At 45.4% G+C, this 20,248-nt stretch carries 16 protein-coding genes and 1 pseudogene; 9 read left to right on the plus strand and 8 right to left on the minus strand.

Annotation, left to right across the window (positions count from 1 at the left end):
• The first annotated feature begins 44 nt into the window (after positions 1-44).
• The 6 genes from lptD (at position 45) to apaH (ending at position 6,802) form a co-directional block, all read left to right on the plus strand.
• Positions 45-2,408 carry an LPS assembly protein LptD gene (gene lptD, locus Xish_RS05460; RefSeq protein ID WP_099117042.1) on the plus strand — a complete coding sequence of 788 codons (2,364 nt, stop codon included), beginning with the start codon at positions 45-47 and terminating at the stop codon, positions 2,406-2,408.
• Positions 2,409-2,472: 64 nt separating this feature from the next.
• Positions 2,473-3,774, plus strand: coding sequence for a peptidylprolyl isomerase SurA (gene surA / locus Xish_RS05465; RefSeq protein WP_099117043.1), 1,302 nt, complete (start codon positions 2,473-2,475; stop codon positions 3,772-3,774).
• Positions 3,764-4,756: a 4-hydroxythreonine-4-phosphate dehydrogenase PdxA gene (gene pdxA / locus Xish_RS05470; protein ID WP_208614810.1), complete on the plus strand. Its 993-nt coding sequence runs from the start codon at positions 3,764-3,766 to the stop codon at positions 4,754-4,756. The genes surA and pdxA overlap by 11 nt, the downstream gene beginning before the upstream one ends.
• Positions 4,749-5,564 (plus strand): 16S rRNA (adenine(1518)-N(6)/adenine(1519)-N(6))-dimethyltransferase RsmA, encoded by an 816-nt coding sequence (rsmA, locus tag Xish_RS05475; RefSeq protein ID WP_099117045.1) that lies wholly within the window; start codon positions 4,749-4,751, stop codon positions 5,562-5,564. Before pdxA ends, rsmA begins: the two co-directional genes overlap by 8 nt.
• A 36-nt stretch (positions 5,565-5,600) precedes the next feature.
• Positions 5,601-5,978, plus strand: coding sequence for a Co2+/Mg2+ efflux protein ApaG (apaG, locus tag Xish_RS05480; RefSeq protein WP_099117046.1), 378 nt, complete (start codon positions 5,601-5,603; stop codon positions 5,976-5,978).
• 2 nt (positions 5,979-5,980) lie between these two features.
• Positions 5,981-6,802, plus strand: coding sequence for a bis(5'-nucleosyl)-tetraphosphatase (symmetrical) ApaH (gene apaH, locus Xish_RS05485; protein ID WP_099117047.1), 822 nt, complete (start codon positions 5,981-5,983; stop codon positions 6,800-6,802).
• 72 nt (positions 6,803-6,874) lie between these two features.
• On the opposite strand, the gene folA is transcribed toward apaH, so the two are convergent.
• The 8 genes from folA to nudF all read right to left on the minus strand — a co-directional run bounded on the left by folA (position 6,875) and on the right by nudF (position 16,638).
• Positions 6,875-7,360, minus strand: coding sequence for a type 3 dihydrofolate reductase (gene folA / locus Xish_RS05490; protein ID WP_099117048.1), 486 nt, complete (start codon positions 7,358-7,360; stop codon positions 6,875-6,877).
• Positions 7,361-7,606: 246 nt separating this feature from the next.
• Positions 7,607-9,028, minus strand: a complete 1,422-nt coding sequence (gene ftsP / locus Xish_RS05495; RefSeq protein WP_099117049.1) for a cell division protein FtsP — start codon at positions 9,026-9,028, stop codon at positions 7,607-7,609.
• A 305-nt stretch (positions 9,029-9,333) separates the two neighbouring features.
• The gene (locus tag Xish_RS05500) at positions 9,334-10,065 is read right to left on the minus strand and encodes a 1-acylglycerol-3-phosphate O-acyltransferase (RefSeq protein ID WP_099117050.1); all 732 of its coding nucleotides are present in this window, start codon (positions 10,063-10,065) and stop codon (positions 9,334-9,336) included.
• Between the two features lie 79 nt (positions 10,066-10,144).
• Complete coding sequence (gene parC, locus Xish_RS05505; RefSeq protein ID WP_099117051.1) at positions 10,145-12,400, minus strand: DNA topoisomerase IV subunit A; 2,256 nt, start codon at positions 12,398-12,400, stop codon at positions 10,145-10,147.
• A 79-nt stretch (positions 12,401-12,479) separates the two neighbouring features.
• Positions 12,480-14,375, minus strand: coding sequence for a DNA topoisomerase IV subunit B (gene parE, locus Xish_RS05510; RefSeq protein ID WP_099117052.1), 1,896 nt, complete (start codon positions 14,373-14,375; stop codon positions 12,480-12,482).
• A 73-nt stretch (positions 14,376-14,448) separates the two neighbouring features.
• The gene (yqiA, locus tag Xish_RS05515) at positions 14,449-15,057 is read right to left on the minus strand and encodes an esterase YqiA (protein ID WP_099117053.1); all 609 of its coding nucleotides are present in this window, start codon (positions 15,055-15,057) and stop codon (positions 14,449-14,451) included.
• The gene (gene cpdA / locus Xish_RS05520; RefSeq protein ID WP_099117054.1) at positions 15,057-15,899 is read right to left on the minus strand and encodes a 3',5'-cyclic-AMP phosphodiesterase; all 843 of its coding nucleotides are present in this window, start codon (positions 15,897-15,899) and stop codon (positions 15,057-15,059) included. Before cpdA ends, yqiA begins: the two co-directional genes overlap by 1 nt.
• 97 nt (positions 15,900-15,996) lie before the next feature.
• Positions 15,997-16,638: an ADP-ribose diphosphatase gene (gene nudF / locus Xish_RS05525; protein WP_099117055.1), complete on the minus strand. Its 642-nt coding sequence runs from the start codon at positions 16,636-16,638 to the stop codon at positions 15,997-15,999.
• A gap of 217 nt (positions 16,639-16,855) precedes the next feature.
• Here nudF and tolC point away from each other — a divergent pair, with 217 nt between their 5' ends.
• From tolC to Xish_RS05540, 3 genes and pseudogenes are all read left to right on the plus strand, one after another.
• Positions 16,856-18,220, plus strand: coding sequence for an outer membrane channel protein TolC (gene tolC, locus Xish_RS05530; protein WP_099117056.1), 1,365 nt, complete (start codon positions 16,856-16,858; stop codon positions 18,218-18,220).
• 188 nt (positions 18,221-18,408) lie between these two features.
• Positions 18,409-19,080 carry a DUF1190 family protein gene (locus Xish_RS05535; RefSeq protein WP_208614841.1) on the plus strand — a complete coding sequence of 224 codons (672 nt, stop codon included), beginning with the start codon at positions 18,409-18,411 and terminating at the stop codon, positions 19,078-19,080.
• A 6-nt stretch (positions 19,081-19,086) separates the two neighbouring features.
• Positions 19,087-20,246, plus strand: a pseudogene (locus tag Xish_RS05540) (glutathionylspermidine synthase family protein).
• The last annotated feature ends 2 nt before the right edge of the window (positions 20,247-20,248 follow it).

Below are 20,248 nucleotides of genomic sequence, written 5' to 3' on the forward strand. Positions count from 1 at the left end.
TTTGCCGGCACGATGCCACTGATGACGGAACCGCATAAACATCTATGAATAAATGTTATCCTACCCTGCTGGCCACAATGGTATGGGCAGCAATTTATAGTCAGCAAGCTCATGCTGACCTTGCAGCACAATGTATGTTGGGTGTACCTGTTTACGATAAGCCGATTATCACAGGCGATCCCAATAAACTGCCAGTTTACATTCAGTCCGATGATACTCATGGTGAATATCCCAATGCGGTTGAGTTCATTGGTAATGTTAATATCCAACAGGGAAATAAAACGCTGATAGCCGATAAGGTTAGGCTTGAACAAACACAAGAACTGGATAAAGAACCTGTTCGCACTGTTACCGCAGTCGGTAATGTCAGCTATGATGATCCTCAAATCATTTTGAAGGGACCACGCGCCTGGGCAAATCTGAGCAATAAAGATACCGACGTGGAACAAGGCAAATACCAGATGGTTGGTCGTCAAGGACGTGGTCATGCAGACAAGATGATGATGCGTGGTGAGAACCGCTATACCATCTTGAATAATGGGATATTCACTTCTTGTCTACCCGGTAATGATAGCTGGAGTGTCGTGGGTTCAGAGGTCATCCTCGATCGTGAAGAAGAAGTTGCTGAGATCTGGAATGCCCGTTTTCGCATTGCCAATGTGCCGGTGTTTTACACTCCGTATTTGCAATTACCTATTGGGGATAAACGCCGTTCTGGTTTCTTAATCCCGAATGCCAGTTTTTCCAATAAGGAGGGCTTCCAGTTCCTGCTGCCGTATTATTGGAACATTGCGCCCAACTATGATGCCACAATTACCCCGCATCTCATCACGATGCGAGGTTTGAAGCTGGATAATGAATTCCGTTACTTAACCAACGCGGGTGCAGGTACAGTTGCGCTGGATTGGATTGATCACGACCGTTTATATGCCGATGATAAGAGACTCGGTAAAACGTCGTTGGATCGTGATAGTAATAACCGTTGGTTGTTTTACTGGAACCACAGCGGTGTCCTTAATCAGGTTTGGCGTTTCAGTGCTGATTATACCAAAGTCAGTGATCCAAACTATTTCAGTGATTTCACATCACAATATGGCTCCAGTACCGACAGCTACGCAACCCAGAAATTCAGTGTGGGATATGCACAACAGAACTGGAATGCCACACTAACAACCAAACAATTCCAGCTTTTTACCATTGATGATAGGAAAAGAGCCTACCGATCCGAACCTCAGTTAGATCTCAATTATTATAAAAATGATTTGGGCGTATTTGATTTTCGTACCTATGCTCAAATAGCCAAATTCACCAGCGTAGGTAACCTATGGCCTGATGCTACCCGCTGGCATCTGGAGCCGGCTTTTAATTTACCCCTCTCTAATGGTTGGGCGAGCATCAATAATGAATTTAAACTAATGGCCACTCATTACGAGCAGGATATTTCTGATGAAGCAAAAAAGAACAATCCTCTGCTGGAGAAGTCAGTAAACCGTGTTTTGCCCGTGTTTAAATCAGATGCGAAGGTAGTATTTGAACGCTCCATGTATTTTAATCAGGGTTACACCCAAACGCTGGAGCCGCGCGTTCAGTATCTCTATGTGCCTTATAAGAATCAAAATAACATCAATAACTTTGATTCTTCCCTATTACAGACAGATTATACCGGATTGTTCCGCGATCGTTTCTACAGCGGTTTAGACCGCATTTCATCGGCCAATCAATTTACTACGGGCGTGACTACCCGTATCTATGATGAAGATTTAGTTGAACGTTTTAGTCTGTCCATAGGTCAAATCTACTACTTTGAACGCCCGCGTACCGAAGATACTGAGTCTGTTTTAGATAGCAAGGATATCATTGGAAATAAAAAAGGAACGGGAGCGATAACCTGGGCTGGAGATGTGCACTGGAGAATCAATGATTCCTGGGGTATCAAAGGCGGGCTGCAATATGATAATCGCCTGGACAGCTTAACTATGAGTAATGCCGTAATGGAGTACCGTCATGATGCTGACCGCATGTTGCAGTTAAACTATCGTTTTGTTGACCGCAATTATATTCAAGCCACACTAAAAGGAGGCGCACCCGCTTACCAGCAGGGAATTTCTCAGATTGGTATGGTGGCAAGCTGGCCATTGTCAGATCGCTGGGCGTTTGTAGGGGCTTATTACTACGATACCAAAGAAAAGCAACCAGCAAGCCAGATGGTAGGTTTGCAATACAACACCTGCTGCTGGGCAGTAAGTGTGGGTTATGAACGCAAGATCACCGACTGGCGCTTTGACAGCAGTCAATATGACAACAAATGGTCATTCAATGTTGAACTTCGTGGCTTAAGTAACAATCATAGTTTGGGTAGTCAGAAAATGTTGCAGCAAGGTATTCTTCCATACCAACGTGCATTCTAATACCGCTAAACGCAATGTAAACAAAATAACCCCGCCAAGGCGGGATTGATATGATGGGAAATGTATGAAGAACTGGAGATCGCTGATTTTCGGATTGATGTTTTCAGTAAACTCTGTCGCAATGGCGGCTCCACAAGAGTTGAATAAGGTCGCAGCCGTTGTTAACAATGATGTCGTACTGGAAAGTGACGTCAACAGCCTTTTACAATCCGTTAAACTCAATGCAAAACATGCAGGCCAGCAATTACCGGATGAGAAAACATTGCGTCACCAAATCCTTGAACGCCTGATTATGGATGATATTGTTCTGCAAATGGCAAACCAAATGCAGATAACTATCCCTGATCAAGCCTTAGATTCTGCGATCACGAATATTGCGGCTCAAAATCACTTGAACCTTGCCCAGTTAAAACAAAATCTGAGCGCAGAGGGTATGAGTTTTGATGCTTACCGTAATCAGATCCGCAAGGAAATGATGATTGCAGAAGTACGTAACAATGAAGTACGCCGCCGAATCTCTATCCTGCCACAGGAAGTTGATTCACTGGCTAACCAAATCAGCAACCAAAACAGTCAGGACTCTGAGGTGAATATCAGCCAGATCCTGATCCCTCTGCCAGAAAACCCAAGCCAGGAGCAGGTAGAAAAAGCGGAAACCACGATCAAAAAAATCTTATCTGAACTTCAGAGTGGTGTGGATTTCGGCAAATTAGCCCTCTCCTATTCCGGTGATGCGCAAGCCCTGAAAGGGGGAAATATGGGTTGGAGCAAACTGCAAGAATTGCCATCCCTGTTCGCTGCACAGCTCCAATCTGCTCATAAGGGACAGATTATTGGCCCAATTCGTTCCGGTGTTGGTTTTCACATTCTGAAAGTAAATGATATTCGTGGTGGTCAGATGTCTATTGCCGTCACCGAAGTGAATGCTCGCCATATTCTGCTGAAAACATCACCTATTATGAATGATGAGCAGGCACGCAACGAGCTGATGAAACTCAGGGAAGAGATCTTAAGTGGCAAAACCTCATTCGAAGAAGCAGCAAAAGAACATTCTGAAGATCCAGGTTCAGCCATGCGTGGAGGAGAATTGGGTTGGAATTTGCCGAGTGCTTACGATCCTGCTTTTCGTGATGCGTTGATGAAATTGCAAAAAGGTGAGATCAGCCAACCAGTGCACTCCTCTTTCGGCTGGCACTTAATCCAACTGCTGGATAGCCGTAAAGTTGACAGAACAGATGCTGCACAGAAAGATCGTGCCTACCGCTTGCTGTTCAACCGTAAATTCAATGAAGAGGCACAAAGCTGGATGCAAGAATTACGCGCCTCTGCTTATGTGAAAATTTTAGATGGTAGCGATGCACAATAATAAACCCATCGTCATTACCCCCGGCGAACCTGCCGGGGTTGGCCCTGACTTAGTCATTGCCTTGGCTCAAAAAGAGTGGCCTATCCAATTGGTTGTCTGTGCCGATCCAGAGCTGATGCTCTCTCGTGCTAAGCAACTGAATTTACCTCTGCAACTGCAAACTTATTCTCCAGAACACCTTTCTTCATCACAAACCGCCGGAACCCTGACCATCCTGCCCGTTAACCTCCACTCCCCAACGATTGCAGGGGAGTTAAACCGGAAAAACGGTACTTACGTCACGGAAACCTTAGCAAGAGCTTGCGATGGTTGCCTGAACGGAGAATTTTCAGCATTGGTGACCGGACCGGTACATAAGGGTGTCATTAATGATGCAGGCGTGCCTTTTACCGGACATACTGAATTTTTTGCTGATCACAGCCAATGCTCAAGAGTGGTTATGATGTTGGCAACGGAAGAGCTACGGGTAGCACTGGCAACCACACATCTGCCAATTCTGGATGTCCCCAAAGCAATTACGTTTGATTCTCTACGGGAAGTGATCACCATTCTCAATCATGATCTAAAAACCAAATTCGGTATCCCCCGTCCTCATATTTATGTGTGCGGCCTGAATCCTCATGCTGGTGAAGGGGGACATATGGGACATGAAGAAATAGATATCATCATTCCCGCCTTAGACAGCCTGAGAGCAGAAGGGATATGGTTGGAAGGCCCATTGCCTGCGGATACACTGTTCCAAGCCAAATATTTAGATCATGCAGATGCCGTGCTTTCGATGTATCACGATCAAGGGTTACCCGTGTTAAAATACCAGGGTTTTGGCAGAGCCGTGAATATTACCTTAGGACTGCCATTTATCCGAACTTCTGTCGATCATGGCACAGCTCTGGAGCTGGCGGGGACAGGTCAAGCTGATGTGGGTAGTTTTATCACCGCATTAAATCTAGCAATTAAAATGATACAAAACAGTAATGAATAATAAAGTCCATCAGGGGCACCATGCCCGTAAACGTTTCGGGCAAAACTTTTTAACCGATCAGCTTATCATTGATAGCATTGTCAATGCGATGAATCCACAGGTTGGCCAGGCCATCGTGGAAATCGGCCCAGGTCTGGGAGCACTGACTGAGCCAGTAGGTGAACGCATGGATAAAATGACTGTCGTCGAGCTTGACCGTGATTTAGCGGCTCGTCTGCATGTCCACCCCAAGCTGAAAGATAAGCTGACAATCATTCAACAAGATGCAATGACAGTGGATTTTAGTCAGATTGCCAAAGAACATGGACAATCCTTGCGTGTATTTGGTAACTTGCCTTATAACATCTCTACGCCGTTAATGTTCCATCTTTTCAGCTATACTGATGCTATCGCTGATATGAACTTTATGTTACAAAAAGAAGTCGTGAATCGTCTTGTCGCAGGGCCTAACAGTAAAGCCTATGGACGCTTAAGTGTGATGGCACAATACTACTGTCAGATAATCCCTGTTCTTGAAGTACCGCCAACGGCATTTACACCAGCGCCGAAAGTGGATTCTGCTATTGTGCGTTTGATCCCACACAAGAGCATGCCTTATCCTGTTCAGGACATTCGTATGTTAGCCCGAATCACCACTCAGGCATTTAACCAACGGAGAAAAACGATCCGCAATAGCCTTGGGAACATTTTTTCTGTTGAACAGTTAACTGAATTGGGCGTTGATCCAAGCACGCGGGCTGAAAACATCTCTGTCGAGCAATACTGTAAGATGGCGAATTGGTTATCATCTCAACCTGAAATTGCCTAAACAAATAAACAGACGTTGCAGTAGCAGGAGGTATCTATGCTCAATGAACCAAGAATTCATATTCAAGTACAAAGTACTTACGTAGAAAGTCAATCACAGCCGGAACAACAACGTTTTGTGTTTGCTTATACCGTATCAATTCGTAATCTTGGGCATTCCCCTGTGCAACTTATTAGCCGTTACTGGCGCATTACCAACAGTGATGGTCACCTAACCGAAGTCCAGGGTGAAGGGGTTGTGGGAAAACAACCTTTGATCCCACCGGGAACAGAATATCGCTACAACAGTGGCGCTATTTTGGAAACACCTCTGGGAACGATGGAAGGCCACTATAATATGATTGATCATGATGGTCGCCCGTTCCGTGTCGCCATTCCCGTGTTCCGATTGGCGATCCCAACACTGATAAATTAATTATGGCTACATACCTTATTGGCGATATTCACGGTTGTTATCGTGAATTTCGTTCCTTGTTAGAACAAGTCAATTTTAATCCCAGTGAAGACACTTTATGGTTAACAGGCGATCTGGTTGCCCGTGGCCCTGATTCATTGGCAGTACTCCGCTACATCAAGCAACTCGGCTCCGCAGCTAAACTGGTATTGGGCAATCACGATCTGCATCTGTTGGCGGTTTACGCTAAAATCAGCCGCAATAAACCGAAAGACCTGCTGGATGAATTACTCGCGGCGCCAGATGCTGATGAATTAATAAATTGGTTGAGAAAACAACCAATGTTGCAAGTCGATGACGAACTGAAACTCGTCATGGCACATGCAGGACTCACCCCACAATGGGATCTGGAAACAGCCAAAATATGTGCCCGTGAAGTAGAAGCCATTCTTCGCAGTGACAGTTATCCCTTATTTCTCAATGAAATGTATGGGGATATGCCGAATAATTGGACGCCAGAGTTAAGCGGGCTTGCCCGATTACGTTACAGTACCAATGCCTTGACCCGCATGCGTTATTGTTTTCCACATGGTCAATTAGATATGAGCTGTAAATCCAAACCAGAAAATGCTCCTGCCCCTCTAAGACCCTGGTTCGAATTACCGCGCAGCATTCCTGAAGGCTATTCTATCGCCTTTGGTCACTGGGCAGCCCTGGAAGGTCAGGGCACTCCCGCTGGCATCTATGCTCTGGATACGGGGTGTTGTTGGGGAGGTAAATTGACCTTGCTTCGTTGGGAAGATAAGCAGTATTTCAGACAGGATTCATTATTCACTAAATCATAAGCCTGAAAAATGATAAACCTGGCCGTGACATCGGAGTGCCTTAAAGCACTCCGTAAGTAAGATAATATTAGTTCACTCTCGGCGTTCCAGAATTTCAAAACAATAGCTATGAGAATTGCTTTCATCTGCATCGTGATATTCAGTAAACGTTGAATTCCATTCATCAGGTTCATAATCAGGGAAATTCGTATCACCAATTATTTCTGCATCAATGTGAGTCAGATACATACGATGAGCCAGAGGAATAAACTGCTCATAAATTTTTCCTCCTCCCATCACCATAACTTCTTTAACATCGCCAGCGGCTGCTAAAGCAGCTTCGATAGAGTTAACCCAAGTCACCCGATCATCACTTGCAGGTTGACTGCTAATCACGATATTCAAGCGTCCTGGCAAAGGACGGCCAATCGACTCATAAGTCACTCGTCCCATTACAACCGGCTTTGCGAGTGTGTTGCGTTTAAACCAGGCTAAATCACCCGGCAAAGTCCACGGCATGGCATTTTCCATACCGATAACTCGATCCATAGCCATCGCAGCAATCAAGCTGATAATCATTAAATCACCTTACAGCCAAGTAGTATGAAAATTTGGGACACTATACGGAAAGGGTTACTCTCAGTCGATATGATTAACAATTTATTACAAACAAATAGTTAGTTTACCCAAGAATAGTTAAACAAGCCGTTGTTTAACAGCTTATTACTTAATAATCAGGCATCAAAATAACAACTTTATTTAATTTAACAGAATTTTTGTCTAAACCAGCACTGGAAACGAGTAAAGCCAAAGAAAATATTTAACTTAAAAACCAGCAGGTTCAACAACTAACTGTCCGGCAACGCCACGATCTGCCATCTCCAATATCTGGCTGGAATACATGAAAGGAAAATGCTCATAAGAGGGCTGCATCATATTAACCAGCAATTCAGCACGACTATCAATCCAGACAGTATCTTTCCAGCCATAATCCTGTGGTTCTGGACGGTTACCATTCAGGCTGATGACTTTAAACCTTACCCCTTCAATATGGAAAGGCTGGGGCACTGACGTTGTGACGACCCAACGTTCCCATGCGTCTTGTTGGCTTGTGATATCGATTCGATGTTCATTCAGCAGTGAGCCATTAATCCCTTGAGAATAATCTCCCAAATCAATCTGACGACTTTGAATGGAAGAGTTGATTTGTGGATTATCAACGATAAGCTGAGTCGGTAGTTGCTCTGTCACCAAAGGAAGTAACCCACTGGCTTTCAGGGTTAATACTGTTGTTGATAACAGTTTAGTTGAAGGCTCAAACAAGCCTTTCAAACGATCGATTACACCAGCAGATTCCCCCGCGGTAATGGTAACACTCTCCACTTTCGACATATCAATCAAAACTTCACGACGTTCTCCCGGTGCAAGTGACAATAATTGTACTGCCACCGGAGCAGGCAGCAGACCTTGATCAGTGGCAATCATGTAGAAAGGACGACCATCACTGAGCTGCAATTGATATCGTCGGGCATTAGATGCATTCAGGAAACGTAACCTGATCCAGCCTCTGGCTACTTCCACAAAAGGATTTTCGACACCATTAACCAGCAGAGTATCACCAAGAAAGCCTTGATTGGCTGGCGGGTTATATTGCGGTACACCAAAATTATCCAATCGCTTGTCTTGCAAAATAACAGGAAAATCATCGACACCATAATGTCTTGGCAAAGGCAGGCTACGGCTACTTTCATCTTCCACCAGCCACATTCCTGCAAGGCCTGCATAGACATGCCGCGCCATGCGATTTGGGGTATTGGCATGATACCAACAGGTCGTTGCAACTTGATCTATCGGAATCACCGGCGACCAGCTTTCCCCGGGCGCCATCAAACGAGCCGAGCCACCCATCAAGGTTCCTGGCACCAGTAATCCCCCAACTGTCATTGAAACTGGTTCAGACAGCCGATTGCTATAGATCAGTTTGACATCATCTCCTCGGTGAACCCGAATGGTTGGCCCTAAATAATGTCCGTTGATGCCCCAGACTTGAGCTTTATTCTGACCATTAAACGACCAGGTTGCTCTTTGTATAGCTAAAAACAGTGGTTGCCCTCTGCGGGATTCCAGTAAGGGAGGGAGCGGCAATTTTGTTTGTTGGTTTTTATTGGCCCGAACTACAAAAGGAAGCGCCCCTAAACACATTGCCAAACCAGAAGCCTGAATAAATTGGCGCCGACTCAGTGACATATTTTCTCCACAGAAGGTCTCCACAGAAGGAATAATCTCTCTATGATAGAAATAATTTTCACAACAAGAATAACCATTCCCAATAGTTGTTTAATTCAAAAAAATAACCGAGATGGATACTCTGATATTGTGGCTATCAGGATTTATTATTCTATCGATTGCGTTTAATAAAAACGTTAATTTATTAAACGCAATCATATCGCGAATAGGAGAGAATTTCTAAAACTATCTAAAAACTATAGCGATAATCCGTCCAACATGCAGGAAAACATATTTGATAATTCGGCTAATTAACCATCATTTAGCTATCCGCGCTTATTAAGTGCCTCGACTTCTTTATCCAATTCTTCAATTTTCGTTTTCATCATTTGTCGGCAATGTTCAGCCAATTCACGAACCTGTTCTTTGGTATATTTCGTGGTGTCAATCGGAGGCAACATTTCAACAATCACGGTGCCATTATCCCAACGATTTAGTTTTATTTTATCGTGAGTTGTAGAAACACAGACCGGCACGATAGGTACACCTGCGGCAATGGCAGCATGAAAGGCACCTGTTTTAAAGGGCAGCAAGCCACGGCCACGACTGCGCGTTCCTTCTGGAAACATCCAAATCGAAACCCGATTTTTTTTGATCTGTTTGACAACCTGTGAAATCGTACCATGCGCTCTTGTCCGATTTTCCCTGTCGATCAAAATATTACCTGTCAACCAATAAAGCTGGCCAAAGAAGGGAATAAAGATCAGGCTTTTTTTACCTACGGTGACTGCACGTGGCTGTACCGCATTCGACATCGTAACCATGTCGTAATTATTTTGGTGATTGCCGACATAAATGCTAGGTCCATATTCCCGTGCCTCCTCTGGAATACGCTCCAGCAGCTTGATGCCAAGCACTTTATGTAACTTGCCAAATGCACGCCCAAAAGTCATAACATGACGTGGGTTACGTGGACTGAATAAACAGTAAATACTTCCAAAAATAAAGATCAGTATCGTAAACAGAATAACAATAATGCCCCGAATGATTGCTAGCATAGCTGCCCCTTGCTGAAAGGCCAGTTATAAAACTGGCCTGAAATGATGATTGATATCTTTTATCCTGCCAATTGGCAGCTTAATTGTTTGTACTGCAAACGACTTCAACGCGCTCAATGCGCTGTAATCCACGAGGCAGAAGCGTTCCCTTACGCCCTCTCTCAGCCCTGAATTTCTGTAAATCTTCAGGGTGAAGCAGTAACTTGCGTTTACCAAAATAAAGCGTAATTGAAGATTGTGGCGGCAACACCAGTAACCAAGCCAACATATCTTCGCCTGATGCAGCCTGTGTCGCCGGAATGGAAACAATCTTATTGCCCTTACCCTTTGAAAGTTGCGGCAGATCAGCCACTGGGAACATCAACATACGACCCGCTTTGGTAATCGCCAGTAACATATCGTCCTGTTCGTTGTTGATCGCCAATGGCTGCATCACCTTGGCATTTTCAGGCAAAGTAATCATGGCCTTACCCGCTCGGTTTTTAGCAGTCAAGTCGTTGAAAGTACAAATAAAACCATATCCCGCATCAGATGCCATCAAGAATTTCTGTTCTTCTTGCGCCATCAAAAGATGCTCAACCGATGCCCCTGCCGGCAACGCCAATTTACCCGTTAACGGTTCTCCCTGCCCTCTGGCTGATGGCAAATCCAACGGATCAACGGAATAACTGCGTCCTGTGGTATCAATAAAGACCACGGGCTGGTTACTCTTACCACGCACCGCACTGCGGAAACTGTCACCAGATTTATAATTCAAGCCAGCCGGATCAATCTCGTGCCCTTTCGCACTACGCACCCACCCCATCTCTGACATGATGACAGTAATAGGCTCAGATGGCAGGATGTCGTGATCACTCATCGCCTTCGCTTCCGTGCGCTCTTTCAGTGGGGAGCGACGGTCATCACCGTAGCTTTCTGCATCGGCAATAATTTCTTTTTTCAGTAACGTATTTAACTTACGTTCAGAACCCAAAATCGCCTGAAGTTTGTCACGTTCTTTCGCCAGTTCATCCTGTTCGCCACGGATTTTGACTTCTTCCAGTTTCGCCAGGTGGCGCAATTTCAGTTCAAGAATGGCTTCTGCCTGCGTTTCGGTTAAGTCAAAACGCTGCATCAATACTGACTTAGGCTCATCTTCATTACGAATAATATGGATAACTTCATCAATATTAAGATATGCCGCCAGTAAACCTTCCAGAATATGCAAACGCTTAAGCACTTTTTCCAGCCGATGGTTTAAGCGATTACGCACTGTTTCACGGCGGAAAACCAGCCATTCACTGAGGATCTCAACCAAACCCTTAACCGCAGGACGGTTATCCAGACCGATCATATTGAGATTGACGCGATAGCTTTTTTCCAAATCGGTGGTTGCAAACAGATGGTTCATCACCTGCTCGATATCCACACGGTTAGTACGCGGAACAATCACCAAACGCGTTGGATTTTCATGATCAGACTCGTCACGCAAATCATCCACCATCGGTAACTTCTTCGCCCGCATTTGGCTGGCAATTTGTTCTAATATCTTCGCGCCAGATACCTGGTGAGGCAAAGCCGTGATAACTACGTTACCTTCTTCTTTCGACCAAATCGCCCTCATCCGCACCGAACCGCGGCCATTTTTGTAGATCTTGCGGATATCTTCTTTTGGCGTGATGATCTCTGCTTCTGTCGGATAGTCCGGCCCTTTGACATATTCCATCGCTTCATCAAGCGATAGATCAGGCTTATCCAGCATGGCAATCAGTGCATTCGCCACCTCACGGGCATTGTGTGGCGGGATGTCGGTCGCCATACCAACGGCAATGCCCGTGGTGCCATTGAGCAAGATATTCGGCAAACGTGCAGGCAAACACTTAGGCTCCTGCAATGTCCCATCAAAGTTTGGCACCCAACCTACTGTTCCTTGTCCCAATTCAGCCAGTAACAATTCAGCATATTTGGACAAACGGGATTCGGTATAACGCATCGCCGCAAAGGATTTCGGATCATCCGGCGCCCCCCAGTTTCCTTGTCCATCGACTAATGGATAACGGTATGAGAAAGGCTGGGCCATCAAAACCATAGCTTCATAACAGGCCCCATCGCCATGCGGATGATATTTACCGAGAACATCACCGACGGTACGGGCAGACTTTTTAAATTTGGCGCTGCTGCTCAGCCCCAGTTCTGACATCGCGTAGACAATACGACGCTGAACAGGCTTTAAGCCATCACCGATAAAAGGCAACGCCCTGTCCATGATGACGTACATGGAGTAATTCAAATAGGCGTTTTCAGTGAATGTGTGAAGCGGCTGGCGCTCAACACCGTCGTGAGTTATCTCACTCATGTATTAATTTCCTCAGGATCTGTATTGACTACCTTTGCGCTGTATTTATGTACTTAATCTGATGCACTAAATTCAGACGCTAAATTTCGATATCGATGGAATCGCCCTTCTCTTGCAGCCAATTTCGGCGATCTTCTGAACGTTTCTTCGCCAGAAGCATATCCATGACTGAAAGAGTTTCTTGATAATTTTCATCGTTGATAGTCAATTGCACCAAACGGCGAGTGTTAGGATCTAACGTGGTTTCGCGCAACTGTATTGGGTTCATTTCCCCCAATCCTTTAAAGCGTTGAACGTTCGGCTTACCCCGTTTGCGGCTCAAACGATCCAGAATGGCGCTTTTTTCCCCTTCATCCAGCGCATAATACACCTCTTTGCCGAGGTCGATGCGATACAGTGGAGGCATTGCCATGTACACATGCCCGCGTTTCACCAATGTCGGGAAGTGACGGACAAACAGGGCGCACAGCAATGTTGCAATGTGTAATCCGTCGGAGTCCGCGTCCGCCAGTATGCAGATTTTACCGTAACGCAGTTGGCTTAGATCGTCGCTATCCGGATCGATACCAATCGCAACAGAAATATCATGAACCTCCTGCGAAGCCAGCACTTCATCCGAAGAGACTTCCCATGTGTTCAGGATCTTTCCACGTAGTGGCATGATCGCCTGAAATTCACGATCACGAGCTTGTTTCGCAGAACCACCTGCGGAATCCCCTTCCACTAAAAACAGTTCAGTAACATTGAGATCTTGTACCGTACAATCTGCCAATTTACCCGGCAAAGCAGGGCCATTAGTCAGCTTTTTGCGTACTACTTTCTTCGCCGCACGCATTCTACGTTGCGCACTGGCAATCGCCATTTCAGCGAGTTGCTCTGCATCTTGAATATGCTGGTTCAACCACAAGCTGAATGCATCTTTCACCACACCGGAAACGAAAGCCGCAGACTGACGAGAAGAAAGGCGCTCTTTGGTTTGACCTGCAAATTGTGGATCTTGCATTTTAAGCGATAGCACATAAGCACAGCGATCCCAGATATCATCGGCAGAGAGTTTAACCCCACGTGGCAATATATTGCGGAATTCGCAGAATTCACGCATAGCATCCAACAAACCCTGACGCAAGCCGTTAACATGGGTACCGCCTTGTACCGTTGGGATCAGGTTAACGTAACTTTCCGTCAATAATTCCCCGCCTTCCGGTAGCCAGAGCACTGCCCAATCGACCGCTTCAGTATCTCCACTTAATGTGCCGACAAAAGGCGCTTGTGGCAATGTTACCAGCCCGTTGACAGCTTCTAACAGGTAATCGGTCAACCCATCGGCATAACACCATTTTTGCTCGGTATCGTTGAGTTTGTCCTTAAAAACAATCTCAACACCCGGACACAGTACCGCCTTGGCTTTCAGTAAATGAGTCAAGCGAGTGGCAGAAAAACGGGGCGTATCGAAATAGCTTTCATCTGGCCAGAAATGGACACTCGTTCCAGTGTTTCGTTTGCCACAACTGCCGATGACTTCCAGCTCTTGTACTTTCTCACCATTTTCAAAGGCGATTTGGTGTACCTGACTGTTACGACGAACAGTCACTTCCACGCGCTTGGACAGGGCGTTAACCACCGAAATCCCAACCCCATGCAAGCCGCCAGAAAATTGGTAATTTTTATTGGAAAATTTTCCGCCCGCATGCAGGCGGGTCAAAATCAATTCAACAGCAGAAACTTTTTCTTCAGGATGGATATCAACCGGCATACCACGGCCATCATCTATCACTTCCAGAGACTGATCGCTGTGAAGGATTACTTCAATATGCTTCGCGTGACCAGCCAGAGCTTCGTCCACACTGTTATCGATCACTTCCTGTGCCAAATGGTTCGGGCGGGCTGTATCAGTATACATTCCGGGACGACGACGAACTGGCTCCAGGCCACTGAGGACTTCAATGGCCTCTGCGTTGTAACTAGATTGAGTCATGTTGTAATTCTGTCGGTTGCTTCGTTATTAGAGGGCCAATCAGTATTGATCTACTGTTGATAATACCAGTCGCTTACCTATTTTTGGCAATTTTTTTACTATTGCCACTGGTTAGCCCCAAGAAGTCAATGATTTGAGGGAAATAATATTCGAAGCCAATAAAAGTATGGTTCCCACCAGATTCGACCGTCTGTCGGCACTGCATCAGGTAAGCAACGGCCTGACGGTAATCGAGCACTTCATCCCCTGTTTGCTGCAATAACCAAATAAGATCAGGCGATTCCAGCGGGTCAATGTGCATCACTTTAAGATCATGTATGTGGCTTGGTTCGAGAGTATAACGCTCTTTGGTATAGGGATTCACGTTTTCCCCAAGATAATTCTCAAGCAAGTCGAAAGGACGTATCGCAGGATTGACCACCACGGCGGGTAAACCAAAGCATTGAGAAAGCCAGATAGCCAAATAGCCGCCCAGGGAAGAGCCTACCAGCCCGATATTTTCACCCGCGTGCTCCATTACCAGTTCTTCCAGTAAGATGGCCGCATCTTCAGGATAAGGGGGTAATTGCGGCACCAGCATGTCAATTTCAGGGTGCTGCTGGTGCAACCACGTTTTCAGCGCACTCGCCTTCGCTGATTGAGAAGAACTGTTGAAGCCATGTAAGTAAAGTAAAATCGACATTAATACCCGTCCGAATCTAAATCCGGGCAAAACTCGTTATTCTTAAGCCTGTGAACTTGTGTCTGCAATTCCACTTCTTTCGTATTCCCAGCCACAGGCAGTTCGAGATAACGCCATCCCGGAGCCACCGTATCAAGCATAAAATTAGTACAATGTGGCTTAAATTGCACACAGGTTGACGGTGTTGCCATAACACGGATGCCGTTCCACATTTCATCAACTTCTTGATGGATGTGACCACATAATATAGCTTTCACCTGGGTTTTGCCTTTCAAATATTCTGATAATGCCGGCGCATTACGCAGACTGTGCTGATCCAGCCATGTGCATCCAGACGGAATCGGGTGATGGTGGAGCATAATAATCGCATGGCGATCATTGTGTTTATCCAGGCATTTTTTCATCCACTCAAGCTGATAATCCGTCAATTCACCATGAGGAACACCTTGTACCTGACTATCCAGCATAATCAACTGCCAATGCTGCCCGATGAATATCTGTTTAGAAGGTGAAATGCCTGCTGCTGCCAACGAGTCAACCATCGCTGGTTGGTAATCGTGATTACCGGGTAACCAAACGCAAGGTGCAGGCAAACGAGCAATGCCTTCTGCAAAATGCTGGTAGGCATTGATGGTCTGATCCTGTACCAAATCACCTGTCGCAACGATCAAATCAATATTGAGATTTTGCTGCAAAATCATATCTAAGACCGCATGATAACTGCGATAGGTATTGACTCCCAGCAATGAATCTTCCTTATTGGCAAAAAGGTGCATATCGGTGATTTGCAGTATTCTGGCTGTGGCTCCTTCTGCCACAGGTACTTCAAGCAGGCTTTCCAAAAGGTTTCCTTTTCCTGTCGATCATAAAAATTATTTTAACGTGTCTTTATGCAAAAGATCTGCTGACTGGGGCACACTTCCCATTTTCCAACGTAAATTAGGCGTTATTCCCCAACCACTTTTTCCTAAGCTTTTCATGGTGCAATGCCAACCACTGTAATGCAATGACTGAGGCCGCATTATCGATAATGCCCTCTTCTACCCACTGATAAGCCTGTTCACGACTCACAACCAGAACACGGATATCTTCATGCTCACCTTCCAGACCATGAACCCCTGATGCAGTGGCGGCATCGACTTCACCGACAAAGATATGCATGCGCTCTGTCGTACCGCCAGGGCTGGAAAGATAACTTAATGCAGGCTGGCAGCGCTTAACCTCAATCCCCGCCTCTTCTACTGCTTCGCGACGAACGACCTGTTCAGCGTCTTCTCCCTCTTCGATCATGCCGGCAATCACTTCCAGCAACCACGGCGTATGACTGGTTTCAATCGCCGGAATACGGACTTGTTCAATTAAAACAACTTGATCACACACCGGATCATAAGGTAGTAAAACGCCGGCGTGGCCCCGTTCAAAGACTTCACGTTTGATCGTTTCACTCCAACCACCACGAAATAAACGGTGCTTGAATTGATATTCTGTCATTTTAAAAAAACCGCGATAAAGCGTTTTTTGAGAAATAATTTCGACATCTTGTTTAGTAAAAGTATATGGTGAAGCAAGATTTTTACTCATAAAATCCCCTAATTAGTTTTTAAAATTTCCTATTATTAAAAAGTATTTTTTCATATTGATCTAAATAAATTGATTTTGATGATACAAACAAGCAGAAAAATGAGGCAATATGGCACAAACAGCCACCCTACCCTGCTGGCATTCTCTGCTAGAATCTGTGGTATTAGTTTTTATGCAGAGGCAACCTAAGCAAAATAGCTGCACACAAGGAACGCAAATGAAAAAATTGCTCTCTCTTTTTATCGCTATGAATCTGGTAGGTTTTAGTACTTCGGGCCATGCCTCCGATTTGCTCCAGATTTATCAGCAGGCGAAAGAAACAAACCCCGAATTACTTAAAGCACAAGCTGACCGCAATTCAGTGGTTGAAAATATTAATATAGCGCGTAGTAGTTTACTGCCTCAATTGGGTCTGAATGCTAACGCCAGTTATGGGAAAACCTTTCGTGGCAACAGAGATTCAGAATCTCATGACACAGGTGCAAGCTTAAGCTTGGCTCAGACTATCTTCGATATGGCGAAATGGAACAAACTAAACCAATCTGAGAAAAGTGCCGGTATCGCAGATATCAATTACCAATCCGCGCAACAGAAATTAATTATAGACACCGCCCAAGCCTATTTTGACGTTCTGAATAGTATTGATGCCTTAACGTATACGGAGGCGCAAAAAGCCTCACTGTACCGCCAGTTGGATCAAACTACCCAACGCTTTAATGTCGGCTTAGTTGCCATTACTGACGTACAAAATGCCCGCGCTCAATACGACGCCATTCAGGCGCAGGAAGTTTCCTATCGTAACAACCTAGAAAATGCGTTGGAAAAACTGCGCATGATCACGGGTATTTACTACCCACAACTGGCCTCATTGAATATTAACCAGTTCAAGACCAAACAGCCTGAGCTAGCTAATGCTGTACTGAAAGAAGCTGAGAACCGTAATCTGAATCTATTGTCAGCGCGCTTAACACAGGATTTAAGGCGCGAGCAGATCAAAGAATCACAGACAGGTTATATGCCTACGGTCAATTTAACCGCAAACACAGAGATCTCTAACAGCCATCAACGCGGAATCGAGCGAAGAGATAACTATACTGGAGATAATTCGGTTAAATTATCCCTGAGTTTACCTCTGTTTAATGGCGGAGCTACCTACTCTCAGGTAGAACAGGCAAAATATAATTTTGTCAGCGCCAGCCAAGACCTGGAAAACACCTACCGCAAGGTAATACAAGAAGTGCATTCTTCCTCCAATAATATTTCTGCTGCTATCAGTAGTGTTGATGCCAACAAACAGGCGGTACTTTCTGCGCAAAGTTCGTTAGATTCAATGGAAGCAGGTTATCAAGTGGGAACTCGTACTATCGTGGATGTACTGGACGCGACAACCAAGCTGTACCAAGCTAAACAAAATCTGTCCAAAGCACGTTACGCTTACCTGCTTTCCCTGTTACAGAACAAACAGGCGCGTGGCACCTTGAATGAAAATGATGTAATAGAGTTGAACAAAATGTTAGGTGCACAAATTTCAACCTCTGCCAGCAACATTATTAAAGAGATGAAAACGCCGTCAATTCGCTGATTTAATGCCCTATCGTTCTCGATTGAAAAACGTTATATTAAAAACGCTATACTAATAAAGAAAGCAGCCTGCGATTTTATGGGCTGCTTTTTAGCACATCCCTGAGAGCCACACCCTTGAGCACAATAAAATGGGGTACGGCTCTTAATCTTAATCAGATACCTTCAAGATGGATGCCCCCTATGATAATGAAACGGACAAAAGAGATAAACCGCGATTCTTTCCGTAAAACGTGGCGAAGCTATCGCCTGACACCTGTAGCGCTTGCTGTCAGTGCTGTCTTCATGCTTTCTGCCTGTGAACAAAACGATGAAACGGTATCACTTTATACGAATGCCGATGAGTGTTCCCAGGCGAATCCTTCTCAAAGTGAACAATGCAAGACTGCCTACAATAATGCCCTGAAAGAAGCGGAAAAAACTGCACCGAAATATGCAACTCGCGAAGAGTGTGTGGCTGAATTCGGTGAACAACAATGTACGCAAACCCCTGCTCAAGCGGGAGTCGGCCAGGCTCAGGCACAAAACAGTAGCAGCAGTTTCTGGATGCCTTTGATGGCAGGTTATATGATGGGACGCTTAATGGGCGGCAGCTCTGCACCATCGCAACCGCTGTTCACATCACAATCGGCTTCCAGCCCAGCGAATGGCAAGTTTGTTGATGCGACAGGTAAAAGCTATGGCCCTGCGACCGCAGGTGGTCGCAGCATGACCGTACCAAAAACGGCAATGGCACCAAAACCGGCAACTACAACCACAATTACCCGTGGTGGGTTTGGTGAATCCGTGGCGAAACAATCTGCCATGCAGCGTTCGTCTGCCAGCTCAAGTTCCAGTTCTTCCCGTTCTATGGGTGGTTAATTAAAGATGAAACGCATTGGTATTACCGAGCGCCCGGATTGGCGCGAAAAAGCAGCAGAGTTTGGTTTTAATTTTCATACCATGTATGGCCAACCTTACTGGAGTGAAGAAGCTTATTACCAGTTCACCCTGAACCAAATTGAAGAAATTGAAGATGTAACCGCAGAACTGCACCAAATGTGTTTGCAGGTTGTGGAAAAAGTGGTCGATAGTGAAGAATTGCTGACCAAATTCCAGATCCCAAAACACTGTTGGGAATTTGTCCGCTCTTCATGGGTAACCAGCCAACCTTCGCTCTATTCCCGTCTGGATTTAGCCTATGATGGCAAAAATCCCCCAAGTTACTGGAAAACAACGCCGATACCCCAACATCTCTGTATGAATCGGCTTTCTTTCAGTGGATCTGGCTGGAAGACCAGATTAATGCCGGCAACCTGCCGTCCAATGCCGATCAGTTCAATAGCCTGCAAGAAAAGCTGATTGAGCGTTTTGCCCAGTTACGTGAAAAACATGGATTTGGTCTGCTGCACATGGCCTGTTGTCAGGATACTGAAGAAGACAGAGGCACAATCCAATATTTGCAGGATTGTGCTGCGGAAGCCGATATTCCCACAGAGTTCCTGTTTATTGAGGATATCGGGCTGGGTGAGAAAGGGCAGTTTACTGATTTGCAGGATCAAGTGATCAGTAACCTGTTTAAGCTGTATCCGTGGGAGTTTATGCTGCGTGAGATGTTCTCTACCAAGCTGGCGGATGCAGGTGTCCGTTGGCTGGAGCCAGCATGGAAAAGCATTATCTCTAACAAGGCGCTGCTGCCAATGCTGTGGAAAATGTTCCCAAATCATCCTAACTTGCTGCCTGCCTATTTTGCGGATGAACGCCCTTCAGACATGAACAGCTATGTCATTAAGCCTCTGTTCTCCCGCGAAGGGGCCAATATTCGCATCATTGAAAATGGCCGTGAAATCGCCAGTGCGGATGGCCCTTATGGGGAAGAAGGCATGATCATCCAGCAGTTCCACGAATTGCCGAAATTTGATGGTAACTATACGCTGGTTGGTAGCTGGTTAGTCGATGATCAATCTGCGGGTATCTGTATCCGTGAAGACCGTGAGTTGATTACTCAAGATTTATCACGCTTCTACCCGCATATTATTTTGGATTGATT

It is taken from the genome of Xenorhabdus ishibashii, assembly GCF_002632755.1.
GTDB classification, from domain to species: domain Bacteria; phylum Pseudomonadota; class Gammaproteobacteria; order Enterobacterales; family Enterobacteriaceae; genus Xenorhabdus; species Xenorhabdus ishibashii.

What these genes read in the sequence shown, in the direction of transcription:
- Xish_RS05500 (WP_099117050.1), bottom strand. Translation starts at nt 10,065, where the DNA reads ATGCTAGCAATCATTCGGGGCATTATTGTTATTCTGTTTACGATACTG.
- pdxA (WP_208614810.1), top strand. Translation starts at nt 3,764, where the DNA reads ATGCACAATAATAAACCCATCGTCATTACCCCCGGCGAACCTGCCGGG.
- yqiA (WP_099117053.1), bottom strand. Translation starts at nt 15,057, where the DNA reads ATGTCGATTTTACTTTACTTACATGGCTTCAACAGTTCTTCTCAATCA.
- nudF (WP_099117055.1), bottom strand. Translation starts at nt 16,638, where the DNA reads ATGAGTAAAAATCTTGCTTCACCATATACTTTTACTAAACAAGATGTC.
- lptD (WP_099117042.1), top strand. Translation starts at nt 45, where the DNA reads ATGAATAAATGTTATCCTACCCTGCTGGCCACAATGGTATGGGCAGCA.
- apaH (WP_099117047.1), top strand. Translation starts at nt 5,981, where the DNA reads ATGGCTACATACCTTATTGGCGATATTCACGGTTGTTATCGTGAATTT.
- rsmA (WP_099117045.1), top strand. Translation starts at nt 4,749, where the DNA reads ATGAATAATAAAGTCCATCAGGGGCACCATGCCCGTAAACGTTTCGGG.
- ftsP (WP_099117049.1), bottom strand. Translation starts at nt 9,028, where the DNA reads ATGTCACTGAGTCGGCGCCAATTTATTCAGGCTTCTGGTTTGGCAATG.
- parE (WP_099117052.1), bottom strand. Translation starts at nt 14,375, where the DNA reads ATGACTCAATCTAGTTACAACGCAGAGGCCATTGAAGTCCTCAGTGGC.
- apaG (WP_099117046.1), top strand. Translation starts at nt 5,601, where the DNA reads ATGCTCAATGAACCAAGAATTCATATTCAAGTACAAAGTACTTACGTA.
- folA (WP_099117048.1), bottom strand. Translation starts at nt 7,360, where the DNA reads ATGATTATCAGCTTGATTGCTGCGATGGCTATGGATCGAGTTATCGGT.
- parC (WP_099117051.1), bottom strand. Translation starts at nt 12,400, where the DNA reads ATGAGTGAGATAACTCACGACGGTGTTGAGCGCCAGCCGCTTCACACA.
- Xish_RS05535 (WP_208614841.1), top strand. Translation starts at nt 18,409, where the DNA reads ATGAAACGGACAAAAGAGATAAACCGCGATTCTTTCCGTAAAACGTGG.
- tolC (WP_099117056.1), top strand. Translation starts at nt 16,856, where the DNA reads ATGAAAAAATTGCTCTCTCTTTTTATCGCTATGAATCTGGTAGGTTTT.
- surA (WP_099117043.1), top strand. Translation starts at nt 2,473, where the DNA reads ATGAAGAACTGGAGATCGCTGATTTTCGGATTGATGTTTTCAGTAAAC.